Origin of the sequence: Citrobacter sp. S39, from assembly GCF_009495675.1 — a bacterium.
Classification (GTDB): Bacteria; Pseudomonadota; Gammaproteobacteria; order Enterobacterales; family Enterobacteriaceae; genus Citrobacter; species Citrobacter freundii.
Map to the genome: position 1 here is coordinate 4511702 of NZ_CP045555.1, position 21998 is coordinate 4533699.

The 21998-nt window shown below is 53.3% G+C and carries 18 protein-coding genes and 1 other annotated feature; of the genes, 6 read left to right on the forward strand and 12 right to left on the reverse strand.

What is annotated here, in order from left to right; all coding sequences use genetic code 11:
- Positions 1–54: 54 nt before the first annotated feature.
- Complete coding sequence (gene ushA, locus GFB57_RS21575; protein ID WP_003021791.1) at positions 55–1707, reverse strand: bifunctional UDP-sugar hydrolase/5'-nucleotidase UshA; 1653 nt, start codon at positions 1705–1707, stop codon at positions 55–57.
- A gap of 174 nt (positions 1708–1881) precedes the next feature.
- Here ushA and fsr point away from each other — a divergent pair, with 174 nt between their 5' ends.
- The gene (gene fsr, locus GFB57_RS21580; RefSeq protein ID WP_003021788.1) at positions 1882–3102 is read left to right on the forward strand and encodes a fosmidomycin MFS transporter; all 1221 of its coding nucleotides are present in this window, start codon (positions 1882–1884) and stop codon (positions 3100–3102) included.
- Between the two features lie 225 nt (positions 3103–3327).
- On the forward strand, positions 3328–5007 hold the full coding sequence (gene ybaL / locus GFB57_RS21585; RefSeq protein WP_003021783.1) for a YbaL family putative K(+) efflux transporter: 1680 nt from the start codon (positions 3328–3330) through the stop codon (positions 5005–5007).
- A 92-nt stretch (positions 5008–5099) separates the two neighbouring features.
- On the opposite strand, the gene gsk is transcribed toward ybaL, so the two are convergent.
- Positions 5100–6404 carry an inosine/guanosine kinase gene (gene gsk / locus GFB57_RS21590; RefSeq protein ID WP_003021781.1) on the reverse strand — a complete coding sequence of 435 codons (1305 nt, stop codon included), beginning with the start codon at positions 6402–6404 and terminating at the stop codon, positions 5100–5102.
- 152 nt (positions 6405–6556) lie between these two features.
- Between gsk and aes the strand changes: the two genes are divergently transcribed.
- Complete coding sequence (gene aes / locus GFB57_RS21595; RefSeq protein ID WP_290366905.1) at positions 6557–7516, forward strand: acetyl esterase; 960 nt, start codon at positions 6557–6559, stop codon at positions 7514–7516.
- Here the strand turns inward: aes and hemH are convergent.
- The 8 genes from hemH to GFB57_RS21635 form a co-directional block, all read right to left on the reverse strand.
- The gene (gene hemH / locus GFB57_RS21600; protein ID WP_003021775.1) at positions 7513–8475 is read right to left on the reverse strand and encodes a ferrochelatase; all 963 of its coding nucleotides are present in this window, start codon (positions 8473–8475) and stop codon (positions 7513–7515) included. The two genes, aes and hemH, sit on opposite strands and share 4 nt — an antisense overlap.
- A gap of 163 nt (positions 8476–8638) precedes the next feature.
- Positions 8639–9283 carry an adenylate kinase gene (adk, locus tag GFB57_RS21605; RefSeq protein ID WP_003021773.1) on the reverse strand — a complete coding sequence of 215 codons (645 nt, stop codon included), beginning with the start codon at positions 9281–9283 and terminating at the stop codon, positions 8639–8641.
- A 232-nt stretch (positions 9284–9515) separates the two neighbouring features.
- Complete coding sequence (htpG, locus tag GFB57_RS21610) at positions 9516–11390, reverse strand: molecular chaperone HtpG (RefSeq protein ID WP_003021770.1); 1875 nt, start codon at positions 11388–11390, stop codon at positions 9516–9518.
- 110 nt (positions 11391–11500) lie between these two features.
- The gene (gene recR, locus GFB57_RS21615) at positions 11501–12106 is read right to left on the reverse strand and encodes a recombination mediator RecR (protein WP_003021767.1); all 606 of its coding nucleotides are present in this window, start codon (positions 12104–12106) and stop codon (positions 11501–11503) included.
- Positions 12106–12435: a YbaB/EbfC family nucleoid-associated protein gene (locus GFB57_RS21620; RefSeq protein ID WP_003021764.1), complete on the reverse strand. Its 330-nt coding sequence runs from the start codon at positions 12433–12435 to the stop codon at positions 12106–12108. Before GFB57_RS21620 ends, recR begins: the two co-directional genes overlap by 1 nt.
- Before the next feature lie 57 nt (positions 12436–12492).
- Positions 12493–14424, reverse strand: a complete 1932-nt coding sequence (gene dnaX / locus GFB57_RS21625) for a DNA polymerase III subunit gamma/tau (protein WP_003021761.1) — start codon at positions 14422–14424, stop codon at positions 12493–12495.
- Positions 13096–13160, reverse strand: a sequence feature (DnaX frameshifting element). It overlaps the preceding gene by 65 nt.
- A 118-nt stretch (positions 14425–14542) precedes the next feature.
- Positions 14543–15094, reverse strand: coding sequence for an adenine phosphoribosyltransferase (gene apt, locus GFB57_RS21630; protein ID WP_003021759.1), 552 nt, complete (start codon positions 15092–15094; stop codon positions 14543–14545).
- A gap of 193 nt (positions 15095–15287) precedes the next feature.
- On the reverse strand, positions 15288–15665 hold the full coding sequence (locus tag GFB57_RS21635) for a DUF454 family protein (RefSeq protein WP_003021756.1): 378 nt from the start codon (positions 15663–15665) through the stop codon (positions 15288–15290).
- Between the two features lie 69 nt (positions 15666–15734).
- On the opposite strand from GFB57_RS21635, the gene priC reads away from it, so the two are divergent.
- Positions 15735–16262: a primosomal replication protein N'' gene (priC, locus tag GFB57_RS21640; RefSeq protein ID WP_003021753.1), complete on the forward strand. Its 528-nt coding sequence runs from the start codon at positions 15735–15737 to the stop codon at positions 16260–16262.
- Between the two features lie 14 nt (positions 16263–16276).
- Positions 16277–16438, forward strand: coding sequence for a pleiotropic regulatory protein RsmS (gene rsmS / locus GFB57_RS21645; protein WP_003021750.1), 162 nt, complete (start codon positions 16277–16279; stop codon positions 16436–16438).
- A gap of 75 nt (positions 16439–16513) precedes the next feature.
- Here the strand turns inward: rsmS and mscK are convergent, their stop codons facing one another.
- A complete protein-coding gene (gene mscK, locus GFB57_RS21650; protein WP_048219469.1) occupies positions 16514–19879 on the reverse strand; it encodes a mechanosensitive channel MscK in 3366 nt (1121 codons plus the stop codon).
- A gap of 126 nt (positions 19880–20005) precedes the next feature.
- Positions 20006–20656: a multidrug efflux transporter transcriptional repressor AcrR gene (gene acrR / locus GFB57_RS21655; protein ID WP_003021744.1), complete on the reverse strand. Its 651-nt coding sequence runs from the start codon at positions 20654–20656 to the stop codon at positions 20006–20008.
- 141 nt (positions 20657–20797) lie between these two features.
- Between acrR and acrA the strand changes: the two genes are divergently transcribed.
- Positions 20798–21991, forward strand: coding sequence for a multidrug efflux RND transporter periplasmic adaptor subunit AcrA (acrA, locus tag GFB57_RS21660; protein WP_003835922.1), 1194 nt, complete (start codon positions 20798–20800; stop codon positions 21989–21991).
- Positions 21992–21998: the final 7 nt, after the last annotated feature.

The following is a 21998-nucleotide window of genomic DNA, read 5'->3' on the forward strand; positions in this document are numbered from 1 at the left end:
ACTGACCTGTAGGCCGGATAAGGTGCCAGCACCGCCATCCGGCACTCCTCCCTGTTACTGCCAGCTCACCTCACCCTTCGGCTCATACGCACTGGCATCCAGCGGTGAGTTCTTCTGTACGTACTCTTTCAGCACTTCCGCATCAATAAACCCGGTATTCACATAGCCTGGTTTGTTATCAATGCGCGGATAGCCATCACCGCCGGTGGCGTTGAAGCTCAGCGTTGCCATACGATAGGTTTTGGCTGGGTCAACAGGTTCGCCTTTGATTTTCAAATCGTTAAGTTTGCCGTCTTTCGCTACAAAGCTGACGTTGGCAAACTGCGGGTAGGCTCCGGAGTCCGGCTTCATTTGCGCCACCGCGGTCAGATAATCAATCACTTCTTTCCCGCTCATATCGGCGTACACCACGATGTTGCCAAACGGCTGTACCTTCAGCACGCTCTTATAGGTGATATCGCCGCCTTCGATGGAGTCACGGATACCGCCGCCGCTCATCACGCCAAAATCAGCGCTGGTTCGCGCCATTTGCGCAGCCAGCAGCAAGTGCCCCATATTGGTTTGCACGAAACGGACTTTGCTACGGTCGCCTTCGAGGCGCGCATTGACGCTACCGATTTTCACGTCGAGCTGCGCTTTACCTTTATTCTGGAACGGCGTCAGCAGCGAAAGCATTTGCTGATTTTCAACAATCTCCGGGGTGTAGAGTACGCGCTCACTTTTACCGTTGTCCCAGGTCACTTTTTTCTTCAGATTAACGGGAATGAGCTGGTAGTTAACCATTTTCATTTCGCCGTTACGGAACTCAAAGTCCGCCCGGCCCACGTATTTCCCCCACTCGTGGGCCTGTACAATCCAGATCCCATTTTGCTTATCTGGCGCACACGGCGTACCCGGTACGTAATCAACCTGCTTCTTATTTTCCGCAGCCATACACACCGGATCCTGCGAGTGGCCACCGACAATCATCGCCAGCGAACCTGCTGGCAGGCTGCGCGCCATTTCGACATCGCCAGGGGCGTTCGAGCCGTGGTTGCCGTTGTCATAATGTCCCATATGGGTGGTCGCGATAATGATGTCTGGCTTTTCACCCATATGCAGTTCCTGAATAACCAGTTTGGCTTCATCAGCAGGTTTACGGAATTCGATATCGGTAAAGAACTCAGGGTTGCCAATTTTTGCCGTATCGTCAGTGGTTAAACCAAGTACGGCAATTTTTAAATCCTGGCGCTTAAAGATGGCCCACGGCTTAAATAAACGCTCGCCGGTGCTTTTCTGATAAATGTTGGCCGAGAGAAACGGAAATTTGGACCATTTTTCCTGCTGGCGCAATACGCTAAGCGGATTATCAAACTCGTGGTTTCCGACCGCCATCGCATCATAGCCAATCAGGTTCATCCCGCGAAAATCAGGTTCCGCATCCTGCAGATCGGACTCCGGTACGCCGGTATTAATATCACCACCAGAAAGCAGCAGTACGCTGCCCCCTTCCTCAGCCACCTCTTTACGAATACCGTCCACCAGCGTTTTTTGCGCCGCCAGTCCGTATTCCCCATATTCGCTACGCCAGAAGTGACCGTGATGATCGTTGGTATGCAGAATGGTAATTTTGTAGGTTTTATCTTTTTCGTACGCTTGCGCTGGCTGACCTGCCAGCGTAAATGCGGCTAATAACGCCAGCGCCACGCCCCGTTTTAAAAACTTCATATTTCTCTCCCTGAGCCAAAATCAACGACTGAAATTACAATGATATGAAATAATAGTCGAAAATGTTTTCAGAAATGAGACTTCCTTCAAACACCTTCCGCAGGTATGTTAGTCAGGTAATAATAACAAATTAGATTACCCTCATAATCGCAACCCAAACAGAAGTGACTTTCTATGGCAATAAGTGAACCAACCCAGCCTGTGGCTGGCGCGTCAGCGTCGGTTGCTAAAGCACGCACCTCATTTGGCATTTTAGGAGCGATCAGCCTCTCCCATTTGCTAAACGATATGATTCAGTCGCTGATCCTGGCGATTTATCCGCTATTGCAGTCAGAGTTCTCGCTGACGTTTATGCAGATCGGGATGATCACCCTAACCTTCCAGCTAGCTTCTTCGCTGCTGCAACCGGTGGTGGGTTACTGGACGGACAAATATCCGATGCCATGGTCGCTGCCCATAGGAATGTGCTTCACGCTGAGCGGGCTTGTTTTGCTGGCCATGGCCGGCAGCTTCCATATGGTGCTGCTCGCCGCGGCGCTGGTTGGCACCGGCTCTTCGGTATTTCACCCAGAATCGTCCCGCGTGGCGCGTATGGCCTCCGGCGGTCGCCACGGCCTTGCCCAGTCGATTTTCCAGGTTGGCGGCAACTTCGGCAGCTCACTGGGACCGTTGCTGGCGGCTGTCATCATCGCGCCATATGGTAAGGGTAATGTGGCCTGGTTTGTTCTGGCTGCGCTATTAGCGATTGTCGTCCTGGCGCAAATCAGCCGTTGGTATGCCGCGCAGCATCGGATGAGTAAAGGAAAGCCGAAGGTCGCTATCGTTAATCCGTTGCCACGTAATAAAGTGGTGCTGGCTGTAAGCATCCTGCTGGTACTGATTTTCTCCAAATACTTCTATATGGCGAGCATCAGCAGCTATTACACCTTTTATCTGATGCAAAAATTCGGATTATCGGTACAAAACGCCCAGTTTCACCTGTTTGCCTTCCTGTTTGCCGTCGCGGCCGGGACGGTGATTGGCGGACCATTAGGCGATAAAATTGGCAGAAAATATGTTATTTGGGGGTCTATCCTCGGCGTTGCGCCATTTACCCTCGTTTTACCCTACGCAACGCTGGAATGGACCGGGATTTTAACCGTGATCATTGGTTTTATCCTCGCATCGGCGTTTTCTGCCATTCTGGTTTACGCACAGGAGCTGCTTCCTGGGCGTATCGGCATGGTTTCTGGGTTATTTTTCGGTTTTGCCTTCGGCATGGGCGGCTTGGGAGCCGCGGTGCTAGGGCTGATAGCCGACCATACCAGCATCGATTTGGTCTACAAAATATGTGCTTTCCTGCCACTTCTGGGGATACTGACCATATTCTTACCTGATAACCGACACAAAGCCTGATTTTCTGATGGCCAAAAGTAAATTTTGGCCATCATTACTTACAGTAGCCATCAGCCTTTACCTCTCACATATCACCGTACTTTTCCGATCCGTGCTTTTTTACGCTTAAAATCCCGTTTTCTTCAAAATTCAATAATTATTCATAAACATAAACATTAAAATTGTCATAAACTATTACTCGTAGTTTGGGTTTTTAGGATCATCACAGCAACCAAAGGAGACGGAATGCATCACGCCACCCCGCTTATCACCACCATTGTCGGCGGCCTTGTGCTCGCTTTTATATTAGGCATGATTGCCAATAAACTACGTATTTCTCCTCTGGTGGGATATCTGTTAGCGGGCGTTCTGGCCGGTCCATTTACACCTGGTTTTGTTGCTGATACTAAGCTCGCGCCTGAACTGGCCGAGCTTGGCGTTATTCTGCTGATGTTCGGCGTCGGGCTGCACTTTTCCCTGAAGGATTTGATGGCGGTAAAGTCAATCGCCATTCCCGGCGCGATTGCCCAGATAGCAGTGGCAACGCTGCTGGGTATGGCGCTTTCAGCTGTATTAGGCTGGTCGCTGATGGTGGGGATCGTGTTTGGTCTGTGTCTTTCAACCGCCAGCACCGTGGTGCTACTGCGTGCGCTTGAAGAACGACAGCTCATTGACAGCCAGCGCGGGCAAATTGCCATTGGCTGGCTGATTGTCGAAGATCTTATGATGGTGCTGACGCTGGTTCTCCTGCCAGCCGTCGCCGGAATGCTGGAAAAAGAAGATGTCGGCTTCGCTTCGCTGGCCGTCGATATGGGCATTACCATCGGTAAGGTGGTGGCGTTTATCGCGATTATGATGCTGGTGGGTCGTCGCCTGGTACCGTGGATTATGGCCCGCAGCGCCGCAACCGGTTCACGCGAACTGTTTACCCTCTCAGTCCTCGCCCTCGCCTTAGGTATCGCCTTCGGCGCAGTAGAGCTGTTCGATGTCTCCTTTGCGCTGGGCGCGTTCTTCGCCGGTATGGTGCTGAATGAATCTGAGCTGAGCCACCGTGCGGCGCATGACACCCTGCCGCTGCGCGATGCGTTCGCCGTGCTGTTCTTCGTTTCCGTCGGAATGCTGTTCGATCCGTTAGTCCTGATCCAGCAGCCGTTGGCAGTACTGGGCACGCTGGCGATTATCATCTTTGGTAAATCCCTTGCCGCCTATTTCCTGGTGCGCCTGTTTGGTCACTCTCAACGCACGGCGCTCACCATTGCCACCAGTCTGGCGCAGATTGGTGAATTTGCCTTTATCCTGGCGGGTCTGGGAATGGCGTTAAACCTGCTGCCGCAGGCCGGACAGAATCTGGTGCTGGCAGGGGCAATCCTGTCCATAATGCTCAACCCGGTGCTGTTCGCGGTGTTAGAAAAATATCTCGCCAAAACAGAAACGCTGGAAGAGCAGACTCTGGAAGAGGCTATCGAAGAAGAGAAGCAAATTCCGGTGGATATCTGCAATCACGCCCTGCTGGTTGGCTTTGGTCGCGTCGGCAGCCTGCTGGGTGAGAAATTGATGGCTGCGGGGATCCCGCTGGTGGTTATCGAAACCTCACGTACCCGGGTGGATGAACTGCGCGAGCGTGGGATCCGCGCGGTGCTAGGAAATGCCGCTAACGAAGAGATTATGAATCTGGCGCATCTGGATTGCGCACGCTGGCTGTTGCTAACCATTCCGAATGGCTATGAAGCGGGTGAAATTGTCGCTTCCGCTCGCGAGAAGTGCCCGTCGATTGAGATTATCGCCCGCGCACATTATGACGATGAGGTGGAATATATTACCGAGCGCGGCGCCAATCAGGTCGTCATGGGCGAGCGTGAAATCGCCCGCACCATGCTGGAGCTAATTGAAACACCGCCTGCCGGTGAAGTTGCTACCGCCAGTTAATGTTACGTGCCGGATGGCGGCGTAAAACGCCTTATCCGGCCTGCATATTGTTACGCGTAGGCCCGATAAGCGTAGCGCCATCGGGCAAGAACTCAGCGATCCCAGTACGACTCTTCGAGACTGTCTTCACGTTCCGGCAAACCGCGCGTCAGGCGCGGTGAATGCTGGTTCAGCACCTGGTAACTCACGCGGTTAGCATATTTACACACCTGGGCTAGCGACGAATAGGTCAGCCAGGTGAACTTGTGCTTGCTGGAGTTAGGCACGTTACTGCGGTGATAGCTGTTGGCGGTAATATCATGCAGCAATGCCGCCAGCGCGCCGTCGCCAGCACCGTTGGTATTCATTATCTTTTCAGGCCCGCCCATATACGGTGCAATGTGCGAATACACGCGCAGCGGATTGGTACAGTCTTTATGGCGCATGGCGCGGCTGAATTCGTACTGATTGAATTCGGCAATCGCTCCAGGCAGCAGCGGATGCTGGGTTTTACGTTTGACTTCTTCTTCCGTAAAGCCCGCCATATACAGACCTGCCGGACCCGCAGTGCACAGCACCAGATCCACCCAATCCAGCGCCTTGTCAGACGCCAGCAGCGGATCGTTCTCGCCGGTCAGCGCTTCAGCCTCTTCTTCATTCATCGCCAGAATAGAGACATGCTCTTTGAGGAATGCCTGCCACCACTGCGGGTTATCGGCAATGACGAATTTGGTGCCCAGCGTCAGTACCACCGGCACATTGTGTTTTTTAGCGTATTCAATCGCCTTCATGGTCGCTTCCGGCATCGGCTCGCCCGGCTCGCAGCGCACCAGATAGGACGTCAGCACCAACGCGGACGCTCCGGCAATTACCGATTCAGGGATGCTATCCGCCCGTAGCTTATTCATATGCCCAGGGCTAATGGCGAAGGTACGCTCTCCGGATTCACCAATCAGCGTAAAGCAACGACCAATCGGTCCATTAACGCCTTGCAGGTAGTTCAGATCGGTACGGCTGGAGGTATTGCATAAATAACGGTACGCATAGCTGCCAATCTCGATATTGCTGCACATCACGCCCAGCAGCACCGAGCGGTCATCCGCCAGCACGGAGTAGTTGTGCATCGTGTTACCGATCGTACCGCCCGCAAACTGATGGGTGATCAAATTTTCACGCACCAGTTCCTGATAGAGCGCTTCTGCGACATCATCGGCAATCACCAGAGAATGCCCGGCGCTTAATCCATAACGTTTTACAAAGTCATCATCCACTTTGGCTTCAATATCCACCAACGTCTGGTCGATGCCCACCACCCAGGCTGCGCTGGTTTCATTTTCTGGCTGAATTTGTTGCAGCAACGGATCGCGCGCGCTGACGGGAAAATAGTGTTTGGATTTACGTTTACCGGGAAATTTCATGGTCGATTTTACGGGTGGTTAACTGAGCGATGCATGGTAGCACATTCCCTGCAGCGCATGCGATGCGACGCTGAGTTTCAATATCGGACGGTGAGATCGCAGTTTATCCGGGATTAATTTCTACAATAACTCACCTTCACAAGGAGCGTTTTATGAAGCCGGAAAACAAAATCCCCGTACTCGACAAAATTTCGGATGAAATGAAAAGCGTGGTGAATTTTCATCGCGACGATTTGCCGCCGTGGCCCGCTGCCGATGACTTCGTGGCCCAGCGCCAACACTACATTCATGAGCGGCGACTGTGGAATGCTGATGCCCCGCAGATGCATACCCGAGAATGCGTGATTTCTACCGCGTGCGGCCCCGTTGCCACACGCATCTACGCTCCGCAGCCCCAAAGCCAGGCCACGCTGTATTACCTGCACGGCGGCGGTTTTATTCTCGGTAATCTGGATACCCATGACCGGATTATGCGTTTACTGGCGCACTACACCCAGTGCACAGTTATTGGCATCGACTATTCGCTGTCGCCGGAAGCGCGCTACCCACAAGCCATCGAAGAGATCGTCGCCGTTTGCCAGTACTATCATCAACATGCTGGCGACTATTCCCTCAATATCAATACGATTGGTTTTGCGGACGATTCCGCCGGAGCCATGCTGGCGCTTGCCAGCGCGCTGTGGCTGCGGGATAAACGCATTGCCTGCGGCAAGGTGGCTGGCGTGCTGTTGTGGTATGGGCTTTACGGGCTGCAGGATTCACTGAGCCGACGGCTGATGGGCGGAGCGTGGGATGGGTTAACCCGCGAGGACTTGCAGATGTATGAAAACGCGTACCTACGTAGCGCTGACGATCGCGAGTCACCGTACTATTGCCTGTTTAATAACGATCTGACGCGCGACGTACCGCCGTGTTTTATCGCCGGTGCGGAGTTCGATCCACTGATTGACGATAGCCGCTTATTATTCCAGACGTTACAGGCGCATCAGCAGCCCTGCCAGTACAAAATGTATCCCGGTACGCTGCACGCCTTCCTGCACTATTCGCGGGTGATGAAAACCGCCGATGAAGCTCTGCAGGACGGCGCGCGTTTCTTTAAGCAACAGCTTTAGCGGTAGGCGGCGGTCAGTTTAACCATCATTTCGATATGTTCCGGTGTGGCATTCAACGCCGGAATATACTCATATTGCTTACCGCCAGCCTCAAGGAAAATTTCCCGGTTTTGCACCGCTATCTCTTCCAGCGTTTCGAGACAATCAGCCGCGAAGCCCGGACACATAACCTGGATATGCCGAGTTCCTTTCTCCGCCAGCATTTTTAGCGTTTCATCGGTATACGGCGTCAGCCACGGTTCGCGGCCAAAGCGAGACTGGAAGGTCATCATGACTTTTTCCGGCGGCAGACCAAGCGCTGAAACCAGCTCACGCGTCGTATCGCGACAGCGCTGCGGGTAGTCATCGCCTTCATCGGCGTAGCGCTGCGGAATACCGTGGTAGGAGAGCAGCAGTAAATCAGGTTCGCCATGTTGAGCGAATGAATCCCGGGCACTCTTGGCCAGCGCATCAATGTAGCTGCTGTCATCGGCGTAATCACGAATAAAAGAGACGCCGGGAATACCGCGTTTACGCGCTAAGATGCGCGCCAGCTCGTCCCAGACTGCTGCAACCGTCGAACAGGAATATTGCGGGTACAGCGGTAACACCACCATGTGTTCCACTCCGCTTGCCAACAGTTCATCGACCGCGCTTTCGAGCGATGGCGAACCGTAGCTCATCCCCAGCGCGACAGGGGTATCAGGCAGACGTTGTGCCAGCGCCTGCTGTTGCGCCTTGCTGTAGACCATCAGTGGGGAACCGTCTTCCATCCAGATTGACTGGTACAGCTTTGCCACACGCGGCGCTCGCAGCGGCAAAATCACACCACGCAGCAGCGGCCACCACAGCGCAGGGGACGTATCGACTACGCGTGGATCGCTTAAAAACTGGCGCAGGTAGCGCTTAACGGCTTCGGGGGTTGGGGCATCGGGAGTGCCGAGGTTTGCCAGCAGGATACCGGTTTTCGTCTGACGCATTACCGCCTCTTATCGATTCAAATTGTTGATAATTGTAGCGGAAAAGCGATAAAGAAGAACTAATTGCTGTGAGAGGTAAGACGAGAATTTGCCTGATGGCGCTGCGCTTATCAGGCCTACGAGATATTGGTAGACCTGATAAGAGGTTTATTACGCGAAAAAATTAGCCGAGGATTTTTTCCAGCGCTGCGCGCACGTCAGCCACGGCCTGAGTGCCGTCAACTTTCGCGTATTTGGTGTTACCCGCCTGCGCTTCTTTAGAGTAGTAGCCGATCAGCGGAGCGGTCATCTGATGGTATTCCACCAGGCGCTTGCGTACGGTCTCTTCCTGATCGTCTTTACGGGTGGTCAGCTCTTCGCCGGTCACGTCGTCTTTGCCTTCAACCTTAGGCGGGTTGAATTTGATGTGGTAAACGCGGCCAGAAGCAGCGTGTACGCGACGACCCACGATACGGTCAACGATCAGTTCGTCAGGTACGTCAAACTCCAGAACGTAGTCCACGTTGATGCCCGCTTCTTTCATGGCGTCTGCCTGCGGAATAGTGCGCGGGAAGCCATCAAGCAGGAAACCATTACGGCAGTCTTCCTGAGCAATACGCTCTTTTACCAGCGCGATCACCAGCTCATCAGTCACCAGCTTACCGGCGTCCATGATGTCTTTCGCTTGTTTGCCCAGCTCGGAGCCAGATTTCACGGCGGCACGCAGCATATCACCGGTGGAGATTTGCGGAATACCATACTTCTCCATGATGAACTGAGCCTGAGTTCCTTTACCCGCGCCCGGAGCGCCAAGCAGAATGATACGCATTACGAAAATCCCCTTAAAGGTTGTCGATATTTTTTAAAAAGCGCTAAACGATACCACCATCACGCAATTGGCTCAAGGAAGGTAGTCTACGCTGAAACGGTTAATGGCGGGAAAATTGAAAATAAGGAAAGAAATTGCCGGATGGCGGTGTAAACACCTTATCCGGCCTACGATCAAAAAGATGTTGTAGGCCGGATAAGCGTTAGCGCCATCCGGCATTACATTACAGGTATCAGGATACCAGCAACTGGTTCATACGACGAATGAACTGGTTCGGGTCTTCCAGCGTGCCGCGCTCAGCAAACAGCGCCTGATCCAGCAGCAGCTCAACCCACTCTTTGAACTGTGCTTCGTCCTGAGTATCCGCCGTGCGTTTTACCAGCACGTGGTCCGGGTTCAGTTCAAAGATATATTTCACTTCCGGTACGGCCTGGCCCGCAGCGGCAAACAGTTTCGCCATCTGGGTGCTCATTTCATCCGCATCGGTGGTAACGATGGCTGGCGTGTCGGTTAGACGGTGAGTCAGACGCACTTCTTTCACGCGGTCACCCAGCAGGGTTTTCACACGCTCAACGAACGGCGTCAGCGCTTTTTCCGCTTCTTTTGCCGATTCGTCAACTTCATCCGCCAGCTTGTCGATGGACTCGTCAGCTTTAGCAACGGACTGGAATGCCTTACCGTCGAACTCGGTCAGGTAGTTCATCATCCACTCATCGATGCGGTCAGAAAGCAGCAGCACTTCGATGCCTTTCTTACGCAGCAGTTCCAGGTGCGGGCTGCTCTTCGCCGCCGCATAGCTGTCTGCAGTGATGTAGTAGATTTTCTCCTGCCCTTCTTTCATTCGCGACACGTAATCTTCCAGCGACACGGTTTGCGCGGAGGAGTCAGTGTGCGTAGACGCGAAGCGCATCAGTTTAGCGATCGTTTCCTGGTTGGCGTGGTCTTCCGCCGGGCCTTCTTTCAGCACCAGGCCGAACTGCTTCCAGAAGGTCTGGTATTTTTCCGCGTCGTCTTTCGCCAGTTTTTCCAGCATCTGCAGTACGCGTTTGGTCAGCGCGCTGCGCAGGTTACGGGTGACGGTGCTGTCCTGCAGGATCTCGCGAGAAACGTTCAGCGGCAGATCGTTAGAATCTATCAGACCACGGACAAAGCGCAGGTAGTTCGGCATGAACTGCTCGGCATCGTCCATGATGAAGACACGCTGGACGTACAGTTTCAGACCATGCTTGTGATCGCGGTTCCACATATCCCACGGCGCCTGCGACGGGATATACAGCAGGCTGGTGTACTCCTGCTTACCTTCCACACGGTTGTGGCTCCAGGTCAGCGGGTCAGTGAAGTCGTGGGCGATGTGCTTGTAGAATTCGTTGTACTCGTCGTCTTTGATTTCCGACTTGTTACGGGTCCACAGCGCCTGCGCCTTGTTGATTTTTTCCCAGGAAACCACGGTCTCGCCGTCTTTCTCTTCGGATTTTTCGATCTCTACCGGCAGCGCGATATGGTCGGAATATTTGCTGATGATGGAACGTACGCGCCAGTCATCGAGGAACTCGTCTTCGCCTTCACGCAGATGCAGAGTGATTTCGGTACCACGGTCTTCTTTGGTAATATCAGCAACGGTGTACTCGCCTTCGCCCGCAGATTCCCAGAACACGCCGTTTTCCGGTTTATCACCCGCAGCACGGGTACGCACGGTGACTTTGTCCGCCACGATGAAGGCAGAGTAGAAACCAACCCCAAACTGACCGATCAACTGGCTGTCTTTCGCCTGATCGGAGCCCATGGATTCGAGGAAAGATTTGGTGCCGGATTTCGCAATGGTCCCCAGATGATCGATAACGTCATCACGGTTCATCCCCACGCCGTTATCGGCAATAGTCAACGTACGCTTATCTTTATCGAAGGAAACACGCACACGCAGCTCACCGTCACCTTCATACAGGTCCGGGTTAGACAGTGCGCGGAAACGCAGCTTGTCTGCCGCATCCGAGGCGTTAGAGATAAGCTCACGCAGGAAGATTTCTTTATTGGAATACAGAGAATGGATCATCAGGTGCAGAAGCTGTTTTACTTCTGACTGAAAACCACGAGTTTCTTGTCCTTTCATGTAGATCTACCTCAACAATGCCATATTCAATGGTAAAAACACGTTGAGGGTGAAATGGGGACAAGCGGGAAGGATTTCAAGCGGAAGCCGCCGTCGCGGCCTCCGTTTGTTCAGAATTTAATCTTGTGTCGTCCTGCCAGAGAGTGCGACAGCGTGGTGCCATCGACCATTTCCAGCTCGCCGCCTACCGGAACGCCATGGGCGATACGGCTGGCTTCAACGCCATATTGCATGCAAAGCTCAGCAATATAGTTGGCGGTCGCCTCTCCTTCGACCGTGGGATTGGTCGCCAGAATCAGTTCGTTGATTTGCTCAGACGCCAGTCGCTGTTCAAGACGATCCAGCCCGATATCATCAGGACCAATACCGTCCAGCGGCGACAGGTGTCCCATCAGCACGAAGTAACGTCCGGAAAATTGCCCGGTTTGCTCAATGGCGTAGATGTCCGCCGGACTCTCCACCACGCAAATCTGACCGTTTTCCTGGCGACGCGGGTTCGAACAGATGTTGCAGACGTCTTGCTCTGTGAAGGTGCGGCAATCGGCACAGTGGCCGATTTCCGACATCGCCTTCGTTAACGCCTGCGCCAGACGCATCCCGCCGCTGCGATCGCGCTGAAGCAGCGTGAACGCCATGCGCTGCGCCGACTTCGGGCCAACGCCCGGCAGACAGCGCAGTGCTTCCATAAGCTGAGTTAACAGCGGGCTGGTTTGCATCAGAACGGCATCTTAAAGCCAGGCGGCAGCTGCATTCCGGAAGAAACAGAGGCCATCTTCTCTTTCTGCGTCTCTTCAATGCGACGCGCCGCGTCGTTGAATGCCGCAGCAACCAGGTCTTCCAGCATCTCTTTGTCGTCTTCCAGCAGGCTTGGATCGATCTCCACGCGACGGCAGTTATGCGCGCCGTTGATGGTCACTTTTACCAGACCCGCGCCAGATTCGCCGGTCACTTCCAGCTTGGCGACTTCTTCCTGCATCTGCTGCATTTTTTCTTGCATCTGCTGGGCCTGTTTCATCAGGTTACCCAGACCGCCTTTACCAAACATAGGCTTCTCTCTCAATCACGTTAAGGGATGACGACCGTCAAACCATTAGGCTGACGATCAAATGGGGCGAATACTCTCTTCGTCCAGCTCCGCATCGAAAAAACGACGCAGCGTCTGGATGTTATTATCCGCAATAATCGACTCACGCGCCTGCGCGAGCTTCTCTTCATAAATGGCCTGACGCCACTCCAGCGGCGTACGCACCGCAGGATTATCATCTTCAACGATGGTCAATTCAACCGTTGACCCCGTTAAGGAACTCAGTGCTTCGGCCAGTTTTTGCTGCGCGCCGCTGGAATTAAGGTGTCGCTGCGTGGAACGCAGGTGCAGGCAAACCACGTTGCCATTCTCTTCTTTCCAGGCATTAAGCGCCACCTGCTCTACCAGTTTAGGCAGCGAGAGCTGGCTCACCTGGGCGGCCCACGGGTCGCGTTCAATGGCTTCAGCCGCAAGCTTTGCCGCCAGTTCTGGCGTTTTTTCATGCTCAAGCGCTTTTTTCAGCGCTTTCGGCGTGGCGACGACTTCTTTGACTTCTGCAACAGGATTGGTCGCTTTCCAGCGATACGCTTCTTTCTTCGCCGGTGCTTTTTCCAGCGCAGAGACTGCCGGACGCGCCTGAACACGTTCCGACACCGAAGCCAGTCTTTCCAGCGCAGCATTATTCACCGGCCGCGCGCGGGAAGCGGCTGCCGGTTCACTCTTTTTTGCTTTGGTTGCTCCCTGAGCACGTTGCAGTTGACTGCGCGCCGCCAGCACCTGACTGGTGGCATCGGAAAGCGGCACATTCTGTTGCTGTTGCGCTGGCGCAGGTTGCTGCTGTGGCACCTGCGTCGGGGTCATCACCGCTGTGGGTGCGACCGGGGCAAACGACTGGCGCGGGACTTCAGGTTCCGGGAGTGGCATGCGCGGATGAAAAGCCAGCGCACGCAGCAGCGTCATTTCGACGCCCATTCGCCTGTCCGGCGCATACGGCAGTTCTTTGCGCCCGATTAACAGGGTCTGGTAGTAAAGCTGCACATCGGTAGGCGGTACAATTCGCGCCAGTTCACGCATACGCTGTTCAATGGCGGCCATATCGCTACCGAGCGCAGCAGGTGAAAGCTGAACCATGGCAATACGATGCAGCAAAGCCGACATCTCAACCAGCAGCGCTTCCCATTCGATACCACGCGCGGCGGCGTCGTTCACCAGCGTCATCACGCGTTCGCCGTCCGCAGCCACAACCGCTTCAACAAGCGAGAGCGCCTGGTCGTCGTCCAGCGTGCCGAGCATGGTGCTGACCGCGTCGGTCGAGACCTGACCATCGCCGCTGGCAATCGCCTGATCGGTCAGGCTTAGCGCATCGCGCAGGCTGCCGTCCGCGGCACGAGCCAGCAGTTGCAGCGCACGCGGTTCATGGGCGATATGCTCTTCTTTGAGAATATGCTCAAGCTGATGGCGAATCTGTTCGACATCCAGCGCTTTAAGATGGAATTGCAGACAGCGCGACAGGATGGTCACCGGCAGCTTCTGCGGATCGGTGGTCGCCAGCAGGAATTTGACGTGCGCGGGCGGCTCTTCGAGCGTTTTCAGCAAGGCGTTAAAACTGTGGCGCGACAGCATGTGCACTTCGTCGATCAAATAGACCTTAAAGCGCCCGCGCGCGGGCGCATACTGAACGTTATCCAGCAGATCGCGAGTATCTTCAACTTTAGTGCGTGAGGCGGCATCGATTTCAATCAAATCGACAAAACGCCCCTGCTCAATTTCCCGGCAGTTATCGCACACGCCGCACGGCGTAGCGGTGATGCCAGTTTCACAGTTTAATCCCTTCGCCAGCAAGCGGGCGATAGAGGTTTTACCGACGCCACGGGTGCCGGAAAACAAATAAGCATGATGAATACGCCCTAACGACAAGCCGTTCGCCAGTGCCGTCAGCACATGTTCCTGGCCGACGACGTCAGCAAAGGTTTGTGGGCGCCATTTTCGGGCTAAGACCTGATAACTCATTGGCAGGCTCTGAAAGGCTGGAGGGTGGATTCACAGGAGGGTAATGCTAACACAACCTCGCAGCAACGGCGAGGTTGTGTGTCTCGGTATTACTTCAACCGGGATAAGATAGCCCGACTTAGTGGCCCGGGAATGGAACCAGGCTATAACAGGTCAGCCCCTGCTTTTCCAGACGCTGCTCGCCGCCCAGATCAAACAAGTTAATGATAAAGGCAGCATCGGTCACTTCGCCACCCAGACGGCGGATCAGCTTCACGGTCGCTTCAATCGTGCCGCCAGTTGCCAGAAGATCGTCCACAACCAGGACTTTATCACCCGGTTTGATGGCATCAACGTGGATTTCCAGCTGATCGGTGCCGTACTCCAGCTCATAGGTCTCAGCAATAACTTCACGCGGAAGCTTACGCGGTTTGCGTACCGGAACAAAGCCGACACCCAGCCCCAACGCTACCGGCGCGCCAAACAGGAAGCCACGCGCTTCGGTGCCAACCACTTTAGTGATCCCCGCATTTTTGTAGCGCTCAACCAGCAATTCAATGCTGAGGGCGTAGGCTTTCGGATCTTCCAGTAAACTGGTGACATCACGGAAAAGAATGCCCGGTTTTGGGTAGTCGTGGATGCTTTTGATGCTATTTTTGAGAAACTCAAGCTGCTGTGCAGTCGCGGTCATAAGTTTGTGCCTGATTAATACAGTATTACTTCACGGCGCACTATACACTTCATCCTCGACGTATCTTGAATGATTTTGTGTCTATATTAGGGCCAAGGTTACACTTGGTTAACCTTTGACCATCTGCGCCTGTGCTCGAAAACGGTCGAATTTACTGGCTGCGAGAGACAATTGCAACAGCGATTATTGCGCTTTACTGCTTTTGTTGTTTTTCATCAATCACCGGGATCCGCCACATAAAAATCAGTAAACAGGCGAGAATAACCAGCAGCAGGCCGCGTACCCACATCATATTGACCAGCCAGAGGGAAATAGCAAACGTCACCAGGATCAACAAAATAGCGCGCGGTTTTGCTCCCGGCGGCATCGCGCGGTGCTTTTGCCAGTGACGCAGATACCCGCCGAACCACGAACGGTAAAGCAACCAGTCGTAAAAACGCGGCGATGAGCGGGCAAAACACCAGGCGGCCAGCAGTATAAACGGCGTCGTCGGCAACAGAGGCAATACTACGCCCAGCGTACCTAGCACTACCGCTATCCAGCCAATGATGATTAGAATAATGCGTTGCATAATATCAGTACTTAACACAGAGAATCGCTACTTTAGCATAACAGTTCTCATTTTCATCGGAGTGTTGTTGTGAAAACCGCCATGCTGTTACAGACGCTCGAAAACCAGCTTAACCGCCTGCGACAGCGTTGTGCTCCGCTGGCGCACCACACAACGCTTAGCGCCCGCTTTGACAGGCATCTGTTTCACACGCGCAGCACATTGCTGCAGGCCTGCCTGGATGAAGCTGACGATAATCTTACTGCCCTACGTCGCGCCGTTGAGCAGCAACAACTACCACAAATCACCTGGCTTGCGGAACACCTTGCCTCACAGTTAGAGGCGATTTCACGTGAAACTGCCAGTTGGTCGCTACGCGAGTGGGACAGTGCATCTCCAGGTCTGGCGCGCTGGCAGCGTAAGCGGGTCCAACATCAGGAGTTTGAACGCCGTCTGGTTGAAATGACGCGTGAACGCAAAGAGCGTCTGGCTCAGGCTACCGGCTTTGCAGAACAGCAAAAACTGCATCGTGAAGTAGAAGCATTCGAGGCGCGACTGGCGCGCTGCCGTCATGCTCTGGCAAGAATAGAAAACGTGCTGGCGCGTTTAACCCGTTAATCCCCGGAGAATTTATGTCATTAGAGAACGCCCCGGACGAGGTCAAACTGGCCGTCGATTTGATTGTTTTACTTGAGGAAAATCAGGTTGCACCTGAAACCGTACTGAAGGCGCTGGAGATTGTTAAACGGGATTACGAAAAGAAACAGCTCTCTTCTTCAAAAAACGCGCTATAGCTGAAATGCCTGATAGCGTTGCACTTATCAGGCCTACGAATGAATCGAAGCTCGCAGGCCTGATGAGCTTTTCTATTAACCTACCGAAGGCGTCGGATCATCACCTTTAATGATGTCACGCTTAACCTCGGTCACGGTGTCGCCCTTCGCGTTGTGCAGGTGCACTTCGAGCTGGTTAAAGGCGATATCAATGTCGTTTTCACGGCACAAACGATCGACCGCACGGTTCAGTTCATCAACCGTGTGGCTACGATCGCGCAGTTCACGCACGTATAAACGCAGCTCATGATCCAGCGTGCTGGCGCCGAAGGCGGTAAAGAACACCGCAGGCTCCGGATCGTGCATCACTTTCGGGTGTTCCATCGCCGCCTGCAACAGCACTTTCTTCACTTTGTCCAGATCCGAACCGTAGGCCACGCCGATGCGGATCACCAGACGCGTGGTGGTATCGGAAAGCGACCAGTTGATCAAACGCTCCGTCACAAAGGCTTTGTTCGGGATGATCACCTCTTTGCGATCGAAGTCGGTAATGGTGGTGGCACGGATACGGATCTTGCTGACTGTTCCTGAAAACGTACCGATAGTCACGGTATCGCCGATGCGGACCGGGCGTTCAAACAGAATAATCAGGCCCGAAACAAAGTTACCGAAGATTTCCTGCAAACCAAAACCAAGACCAACCGACAGGGCTGCTGCCAGCCACTGTAGCTTATCCCACGAAACACCGAGCGATCCGAAGACCGTCATCGCGCCGATGGCGATGATCGCGTAGTTAAGGATCGTGGTGATCGCATACGAAGCGCCCTGACGCATCTTCAGTCGCGAGAGCACCAGCACTTCCAACAGGCCGGGTAAGTTACGGATCAGCGCCCACGCGACCATTGAGGCAATAATCGCAAACAGCAGGCTACCCATGGTGACGTCTTTCACCACTGCCGCACCCGCTTCGGTACCGTTGTAATGCCAGAGCGTAATGCTGTCGAGATAGCTGAACACGGTGATCAAATCAGACCAAATGGCCCAGAACAAGACACCAAACAGGGCAACCATCACCAGCATAGTTATACGCAGCGTTTGCTGGTTAACCTGCTCAAGCGCGATGGTCGGTTCTTCCTGCGGTTCGGCACCTTCCGCTCCTTCTTTCACCAAGTTCTGACGACGTGCCAGCGCGCGACGCCAGGCGATACGACGTGCCGCGACGCTCAACCCACGCAGCACGGTCTGGTACAGCAGGTTCCAGAGAATGACCAGATAAACCGTTTCAATCCAGCGTCCCGCCAGGCGCAGCGTGGTGTAGAAATAGCCGGTCGCCGTCAGCACCATTAATGCTATCGGGATAATAGACAGCACGGTAATCGTCACCAGACGCAGACCATGCGACTCTTTATCACGCCAGCTTTCGCGGCACATTGGCCATACCAGGAAGGCGATCAGCAGCAGGTTGAGGAAAATCACCACCTGACCCAGCACATCGTCCATCAGATTGAGCGGTGACAGTTCAGCAATGACCGACCAAAAATTAAGCGGCAACAGCGCCAGGCTAATACGCACGATTTGGCGGCGCCAATGGCTAGTTTGTTTTGCTGGCATACCAAAATGACGAATTGCCACGCCATCTTTTTCCAGCACCTTCCAGCACAGACCAAACACCAGCCAGAAGACTGTCATCTTCTTACTGAACGCCCACAGCAGGTCGCTGATATTCAACTGCATGGTAAGCAGAATCAGACCTACCGCGAGGATAATCAGGCACGCCGGCAAGGCTCTGATGAGATCGATCAGAATCGCTTTTGGCGTGTTGAGCTGACTGTCATTACGCAGGTTACCCACCGCAGCGGCTAATTTCGCCTGATACTCTTTCAACCATTTCAGACGCCAGCGGATTAACCCGGCAATGAGCAGCAGCGGCAATCCCGCCAGGAACGCAATAAATACTGCAGGCCACGCTTTTTCCCAGTTCACCGTGATTTTCATCGACTTAAACTGGTCTTTAAGCGTTTGCGGGAAAGCTTTGATCCAGTCCCAGTCCATCGGACGGTTACTGTTAACCCAGAAAATCTGCTGCGTGAGGATCCCTTTCAGGTTTTTCGACACGCTCATTAACTGCTGCTGGTTAATTTGCAGATTAATCGCCATCATCAGCTGGTTGCCCAGTTGCTTATTGAGCTGATCCAACAGTTCACGACGCATATCCACAACCTGCAGTAAGGCATCATGGACTTCGCCGTTAACTTCGTTGCTGTGCCCTTCTTCCAGTTTGGCGACAAACGCATCATTCTGGAACAGCGCGTCGCGCTGCTGGTTGACCTCGAACTGCTCCAGACGCAAGTCGGCGATCCGGTTGGTCATATCGGCAAGTTCATCCGCCGACGGCAGCGTTTGTTGTTGCTGATACAGAATACGCGACAGCAGCAGACTGCCTTTCAGAACGGCGATCTGTTCTTTAATGTTGCGTTCGGATTGCAGCGCGCGGTCAAGCCAGTTTTTGACTTTGATATTTTGCTGCATCAGGCTGTTGCCGTTTTCGGTAGCTGCAATCAGACGCTGGCTGAGCTGATGGTTAACATCAAGCTCCTGCTTCACTAACGGATTGGACTGAATACGCTCGGCTTCATCCGGCGTGACTGCTTCCTGCGCCGTTTTTTCGGTTAACGTCAGTCGCTTGCTGTTCACCGCTTCCTGCAGGAGCTGGAGCTGATGCTCAAGGCGGTTACTGTTCGCCGTCACGTAATCACGTTGTTTTTGCAAGGTATCCTGCAAAATCGTATTACCTTCGAGGCTCTTTCGCTGTTGGTCGATCTGCGCATTCAGCAGCGCCTGCTGCGCCTGTAACAGTACCTGCTGGCTGGGGCGTAAAGCACCTTCGCCTACATTAGTGCCATCAAGTCGGTTGCGGATTTGCTGCATCTGCTGCGACGCAGTGTACATCGCATTTTGTACGCGCTCTGGCTGGGTCTGGAGCGACACCAGTTGGCTGTTGTAGGCAGCAAGATCGTTTTGCGAGCTTTGCAGGTCATCAAGCACCTGCGCGACGCGTGACTCAAGCTGTCGTAAGGAAAGCGTGCTCAGCGTTTTTCGCGTTTCGTCGTCATTGTCGACATCGCTGAGCGAATTTAGCGCATCCGTCGCCTGACGCATTTTCTCCGGCGCCTGGGCCACTTTCTGGCGAAGCTGTACGGTCTCATCTTTCACGCGATCGATTTTATCCAGCGTGGCGATAGTATCGATGAGATCCTGTTGGACCAGCTTATCCTGCGCGGAGAGATCTTTTTGTTTACTCAGTGCGTCCAGTTGGCTCTGAATATCTGCTTTCGTCGGCAGTTCACCACTCTGTTGCGCCCGCGCAAATGCAGATGACTGGCAGGATAACAATAGAATGAAGAAAAGTATGCTAATAGCAATTACATGCTGTGAACGTTTATAGAGCTGCAACATAGTCATGAGAATGAATGTTTCTGAACCGGGAAAGTGACCGGAAATAGTCAAGCGGCAAGAATATCACGGCTGTGACCAGCAGAATAGCAGCAGGCAAAACGACCAGGAGAATTCCTGGTGCAGAATGGCAAACTAGCTTGTCTCTCCTGCCTGCAGGCGCAAGCTTGGACAAAGCAGACACATCTCCAGCAGCACCGCCACGTACTGGCGAGCCTCATTCTTCAGATCAAACGATTCGGGAGCAAATAACCAGTTCTCCATGATCCCGGAAATATAGCTACGCATTAACACCGCTACACGACGTGTGTTCAGGTTTTCCGGCAACATGTTGACATCCATACAGTGGCGTAACGTTTTTTCTATACGGTCATAGTTTTCCAGACACAGGCTACGTTCGACTAACTGAACTGATGCTATTTCCCCGACAAATTCGCATTTGTGGAATATAATCTCCATCAATAAACGTCGGCGTTCTTCTGTCACGGTAGTTTCAAGAACGTAAATTAAAATTTCTCTTAATACTGATAGTGGATCGTCAGGGAATTTTGCCTGATACTCAGTCTCTAACTCATCAATGTTAGGTTTTGCTAGCTCCCAGATTTCACTGAATAAATCCGATTTGTTTTTGAAATGCCAATAGATTGCACCGCGCGTCACACCAGCGGCTTTTGCGATCTCAGCCAGCGAGGTGGATGAGACCCCTTGTTGCGAAAACATACGCAGAGCGACATCAAGAATGTGTTGTCGTGTTTCCTGTGCTTGTTGTTTGGTTTTTCGTGCCATAGGTCAGTGAATTTACAGGCGTTAGATTTACATACATTTGTGAATGTATGTACCATAGCACGACGATAATATAAACGCAGCAATGGGTTTATGGGCTTTAAGCCATTGATCAATTTGAAATCGGACACTCGAGGTTTACATATGAACAAAAACAGAGGGTTAACGCCTCTGGCAGTCGTTCTGATGCTCTCAGGCAGCTTAGCGCTAACAGGATGTGACGACAAACAGGCCCAACAAGGGGGCCAGCAAATGCCAGAGGTTGGAGTTGTTACGCTCAAAACTGAACCTCTACAGATCACAACCGAACTTCCGGGTCGCACCAGTGCGTTTCGTATTGCTGAAGTTCGTCCTCAGGTTAGCGGGATTATCCTGAAACGTAATTTCACGGAAGGTGGTGACATCGAAGCGGGTGTATCTCTCTATCAGATTGATCCTGCTACTTACCAGGCCGCTTATGAAAGTGCAAAAGGCGATCTGGCTAAAGCACAAGCCGCAGCAAACATTGCTCAACTGACGGTGAAACGTTATCAGAAACTGTTAGGTACTAAGTACATCAGCCAACAGGACTACGATAGCGCGTTGGCTGACGCACAGCAGGCAAACGCCGCCGTCGTTGCCGCGAAAGCTGCGGTAGAAACTGCACGCATCAATCTGGCTTACACCAAAGTGACGTCACCGATCAGCGGTCGCATTGGTAAATCATCCGTTACGGAAGGCGCTCTGGTGCAAAACGGTCAGGCGACCGCACTGGCGACCGTTCAGCAGTTGGATCCCATCTATGTAGACGTGACGCAGTCAAGCAACGACTTCCTGCGCCTGAAACAAGAGCTGGCCAACGGCACGCTGAAGCAAGAGAACGGTAAAGCGAAAGTCGAACTGGTGACCAATGACGGCATTAAATACCCGCAGTCCGGTACGCTGGAATTTTCTGATGTGACGGTAGATCAAACCACTGGGTCGATTACGTTACGCGCAATTTTCCCGAACCCGGATCATACCTTACTGCCGGGTATGTTCGTCCGCGCACGTCTGGAAGAAGGGATTAACCCAACTGCATTACTGGTTCCACAGCAAGGCGTTACCCGCACACCGCGTGGCGATGCCAGTGCATTGGTTATCGGTGCAGACAACAAAGTTGAAACTCGTCAAATTGTCGCCGCACAAGCGATTGGCGACAAATGGTTAGTCACTGATGGACTTAAGCCGGGCGACCGCGTGATTGTTACTGGGCTGCAGAAAGTACGTCCTGGCGCGCAGGTAAAAGCGCAGGAAATCACCGCTGATAACAACCAGCAAGGCCAAAGCGGTAGCCAGCCTGAACAGTCCAAGTCTTAACTTAAAC

What these genes read in the sequence shown, in the direction of transcription:
- ushA (WP_003021791.1), bottom strand. Translation starts at nt 1,707, where the DNA reads ATGAAGTTTTTAAAACGGGGCGTGGCGCTGGCGTTATTAGCCGCATTT.
- fsr (WP_003021788.1), top strand. Translation starts at nt 1,882, where the DNA reads ATGGCAATAAGTGAACCAACCCAGCCTGTGGCTGGCGCGTCAGCGTCG.
- ybaL (WP_003021783.1), top strand. Translation starts at nt 3,328, where the DNA reads ATGCATCACGCCACCCCGCTTATCACCACCATTGTCGGCGGCCTTGTG.
- gsk (WP_003021781.1), bottom strand. Translation starts at nt 6,404, where the DNA reads ATGAAATTTCCCGGTAAACGTAAATCCAAACACTATTTTCCCGTCAGC.
- aes (WP_290366905.1), top strand. Translation starts at nt 6,557, where the DNA reads ATGAAGCCGGAAAACAAAATCCCCGTACTCGACAAAATTTCGGATGAA.
- hemH (WP_003021775.1), bottom strand. Translation starts at nt 8,475, where the DNA reads ATGCGTCAGACGAAAACCGGTATCCTGCTGGCAAACCTCGGCACTCCC.
- adk (WP_003021773.1), bottom strand. Translation starts at nt 9,283, where the DNA reads ATGCGTATCATTCTGCTTGGCGCTCCGGGCGCGGGTAAAGGAACTCAG.
- htpG (WP_003021770.1), bottom strand. Translation starts at nt 11,390, where the DNA reads ATGAAAGGACAAGAAACTCGTGGTTTTCAGTCAGAAGTAAAACAGCTT.
- recR (WP_003021767.1), bottom strand. Translation starts at nt 12,106, where the DNA reads ATGCAAACCAGCCCGCTGTTAACTCAGCTTATGGAAGCACTGCGCTGT.
- GFB57_RS21620 (WP_003021764.1), bottom strand. Translation starts at nt 12,435, where the DNA reads ATGTTTGGTAAAGGCGGTCTGGGTAACCTGATGAAACAGGCCCAGCAG.
- dnaX (WP_003021761.1), bottom strand. Translation starts at nt 14,424, where the DNA reads ATGAGTTATCAGGTCTTAGCCCGAAAATGGCGCCCACAAACCTTTGCT.
- apt (WP_003021759.1), bottom strand. Translation starts at nt 15,094, where the DNA reads ATGACCGCGACTGCACAGCAGCTTGAGTTTCTCAAAAATAGCATCAAA.
- GFB57_RS21635 (WP_003021756.1), bottom strand. Translation starts at nt 15,665, where the DNA reads ATGCAACGCATTATTCTAATCATCATTGGCTGGATAGCGGTAGTGCTA.
- rsmS (WP_003021750.1), top strand. Translation starts at nt 16,277, where the DNA reads ATGTCATTAGAGAACGCCCCGGACGAGGTCAAACTGGCCGTCGATTTG.
- mscK (WP_048219469.1), bottom strand. Translation starts at nt 19,879, where the DNA reads ATGACTATGTTGCAGCTCTATAAACGTTCACAGCATGTAATTGCTATT.
- acrR (WP_003021744.1), bottom strand. Translation starts at nt 20,656, where the DNA reads ATGGCACGAAAAACCAAACAACAAGCACAGGAAACACGACAACACATT.
- acrA (WP_003835922.1), top strand. Translation starts at nt 20,798, where the DNA reads ATGAACAAAAACAGAGGGTTAACGCCTCTGGCAGTCGTTCTGATGCTC.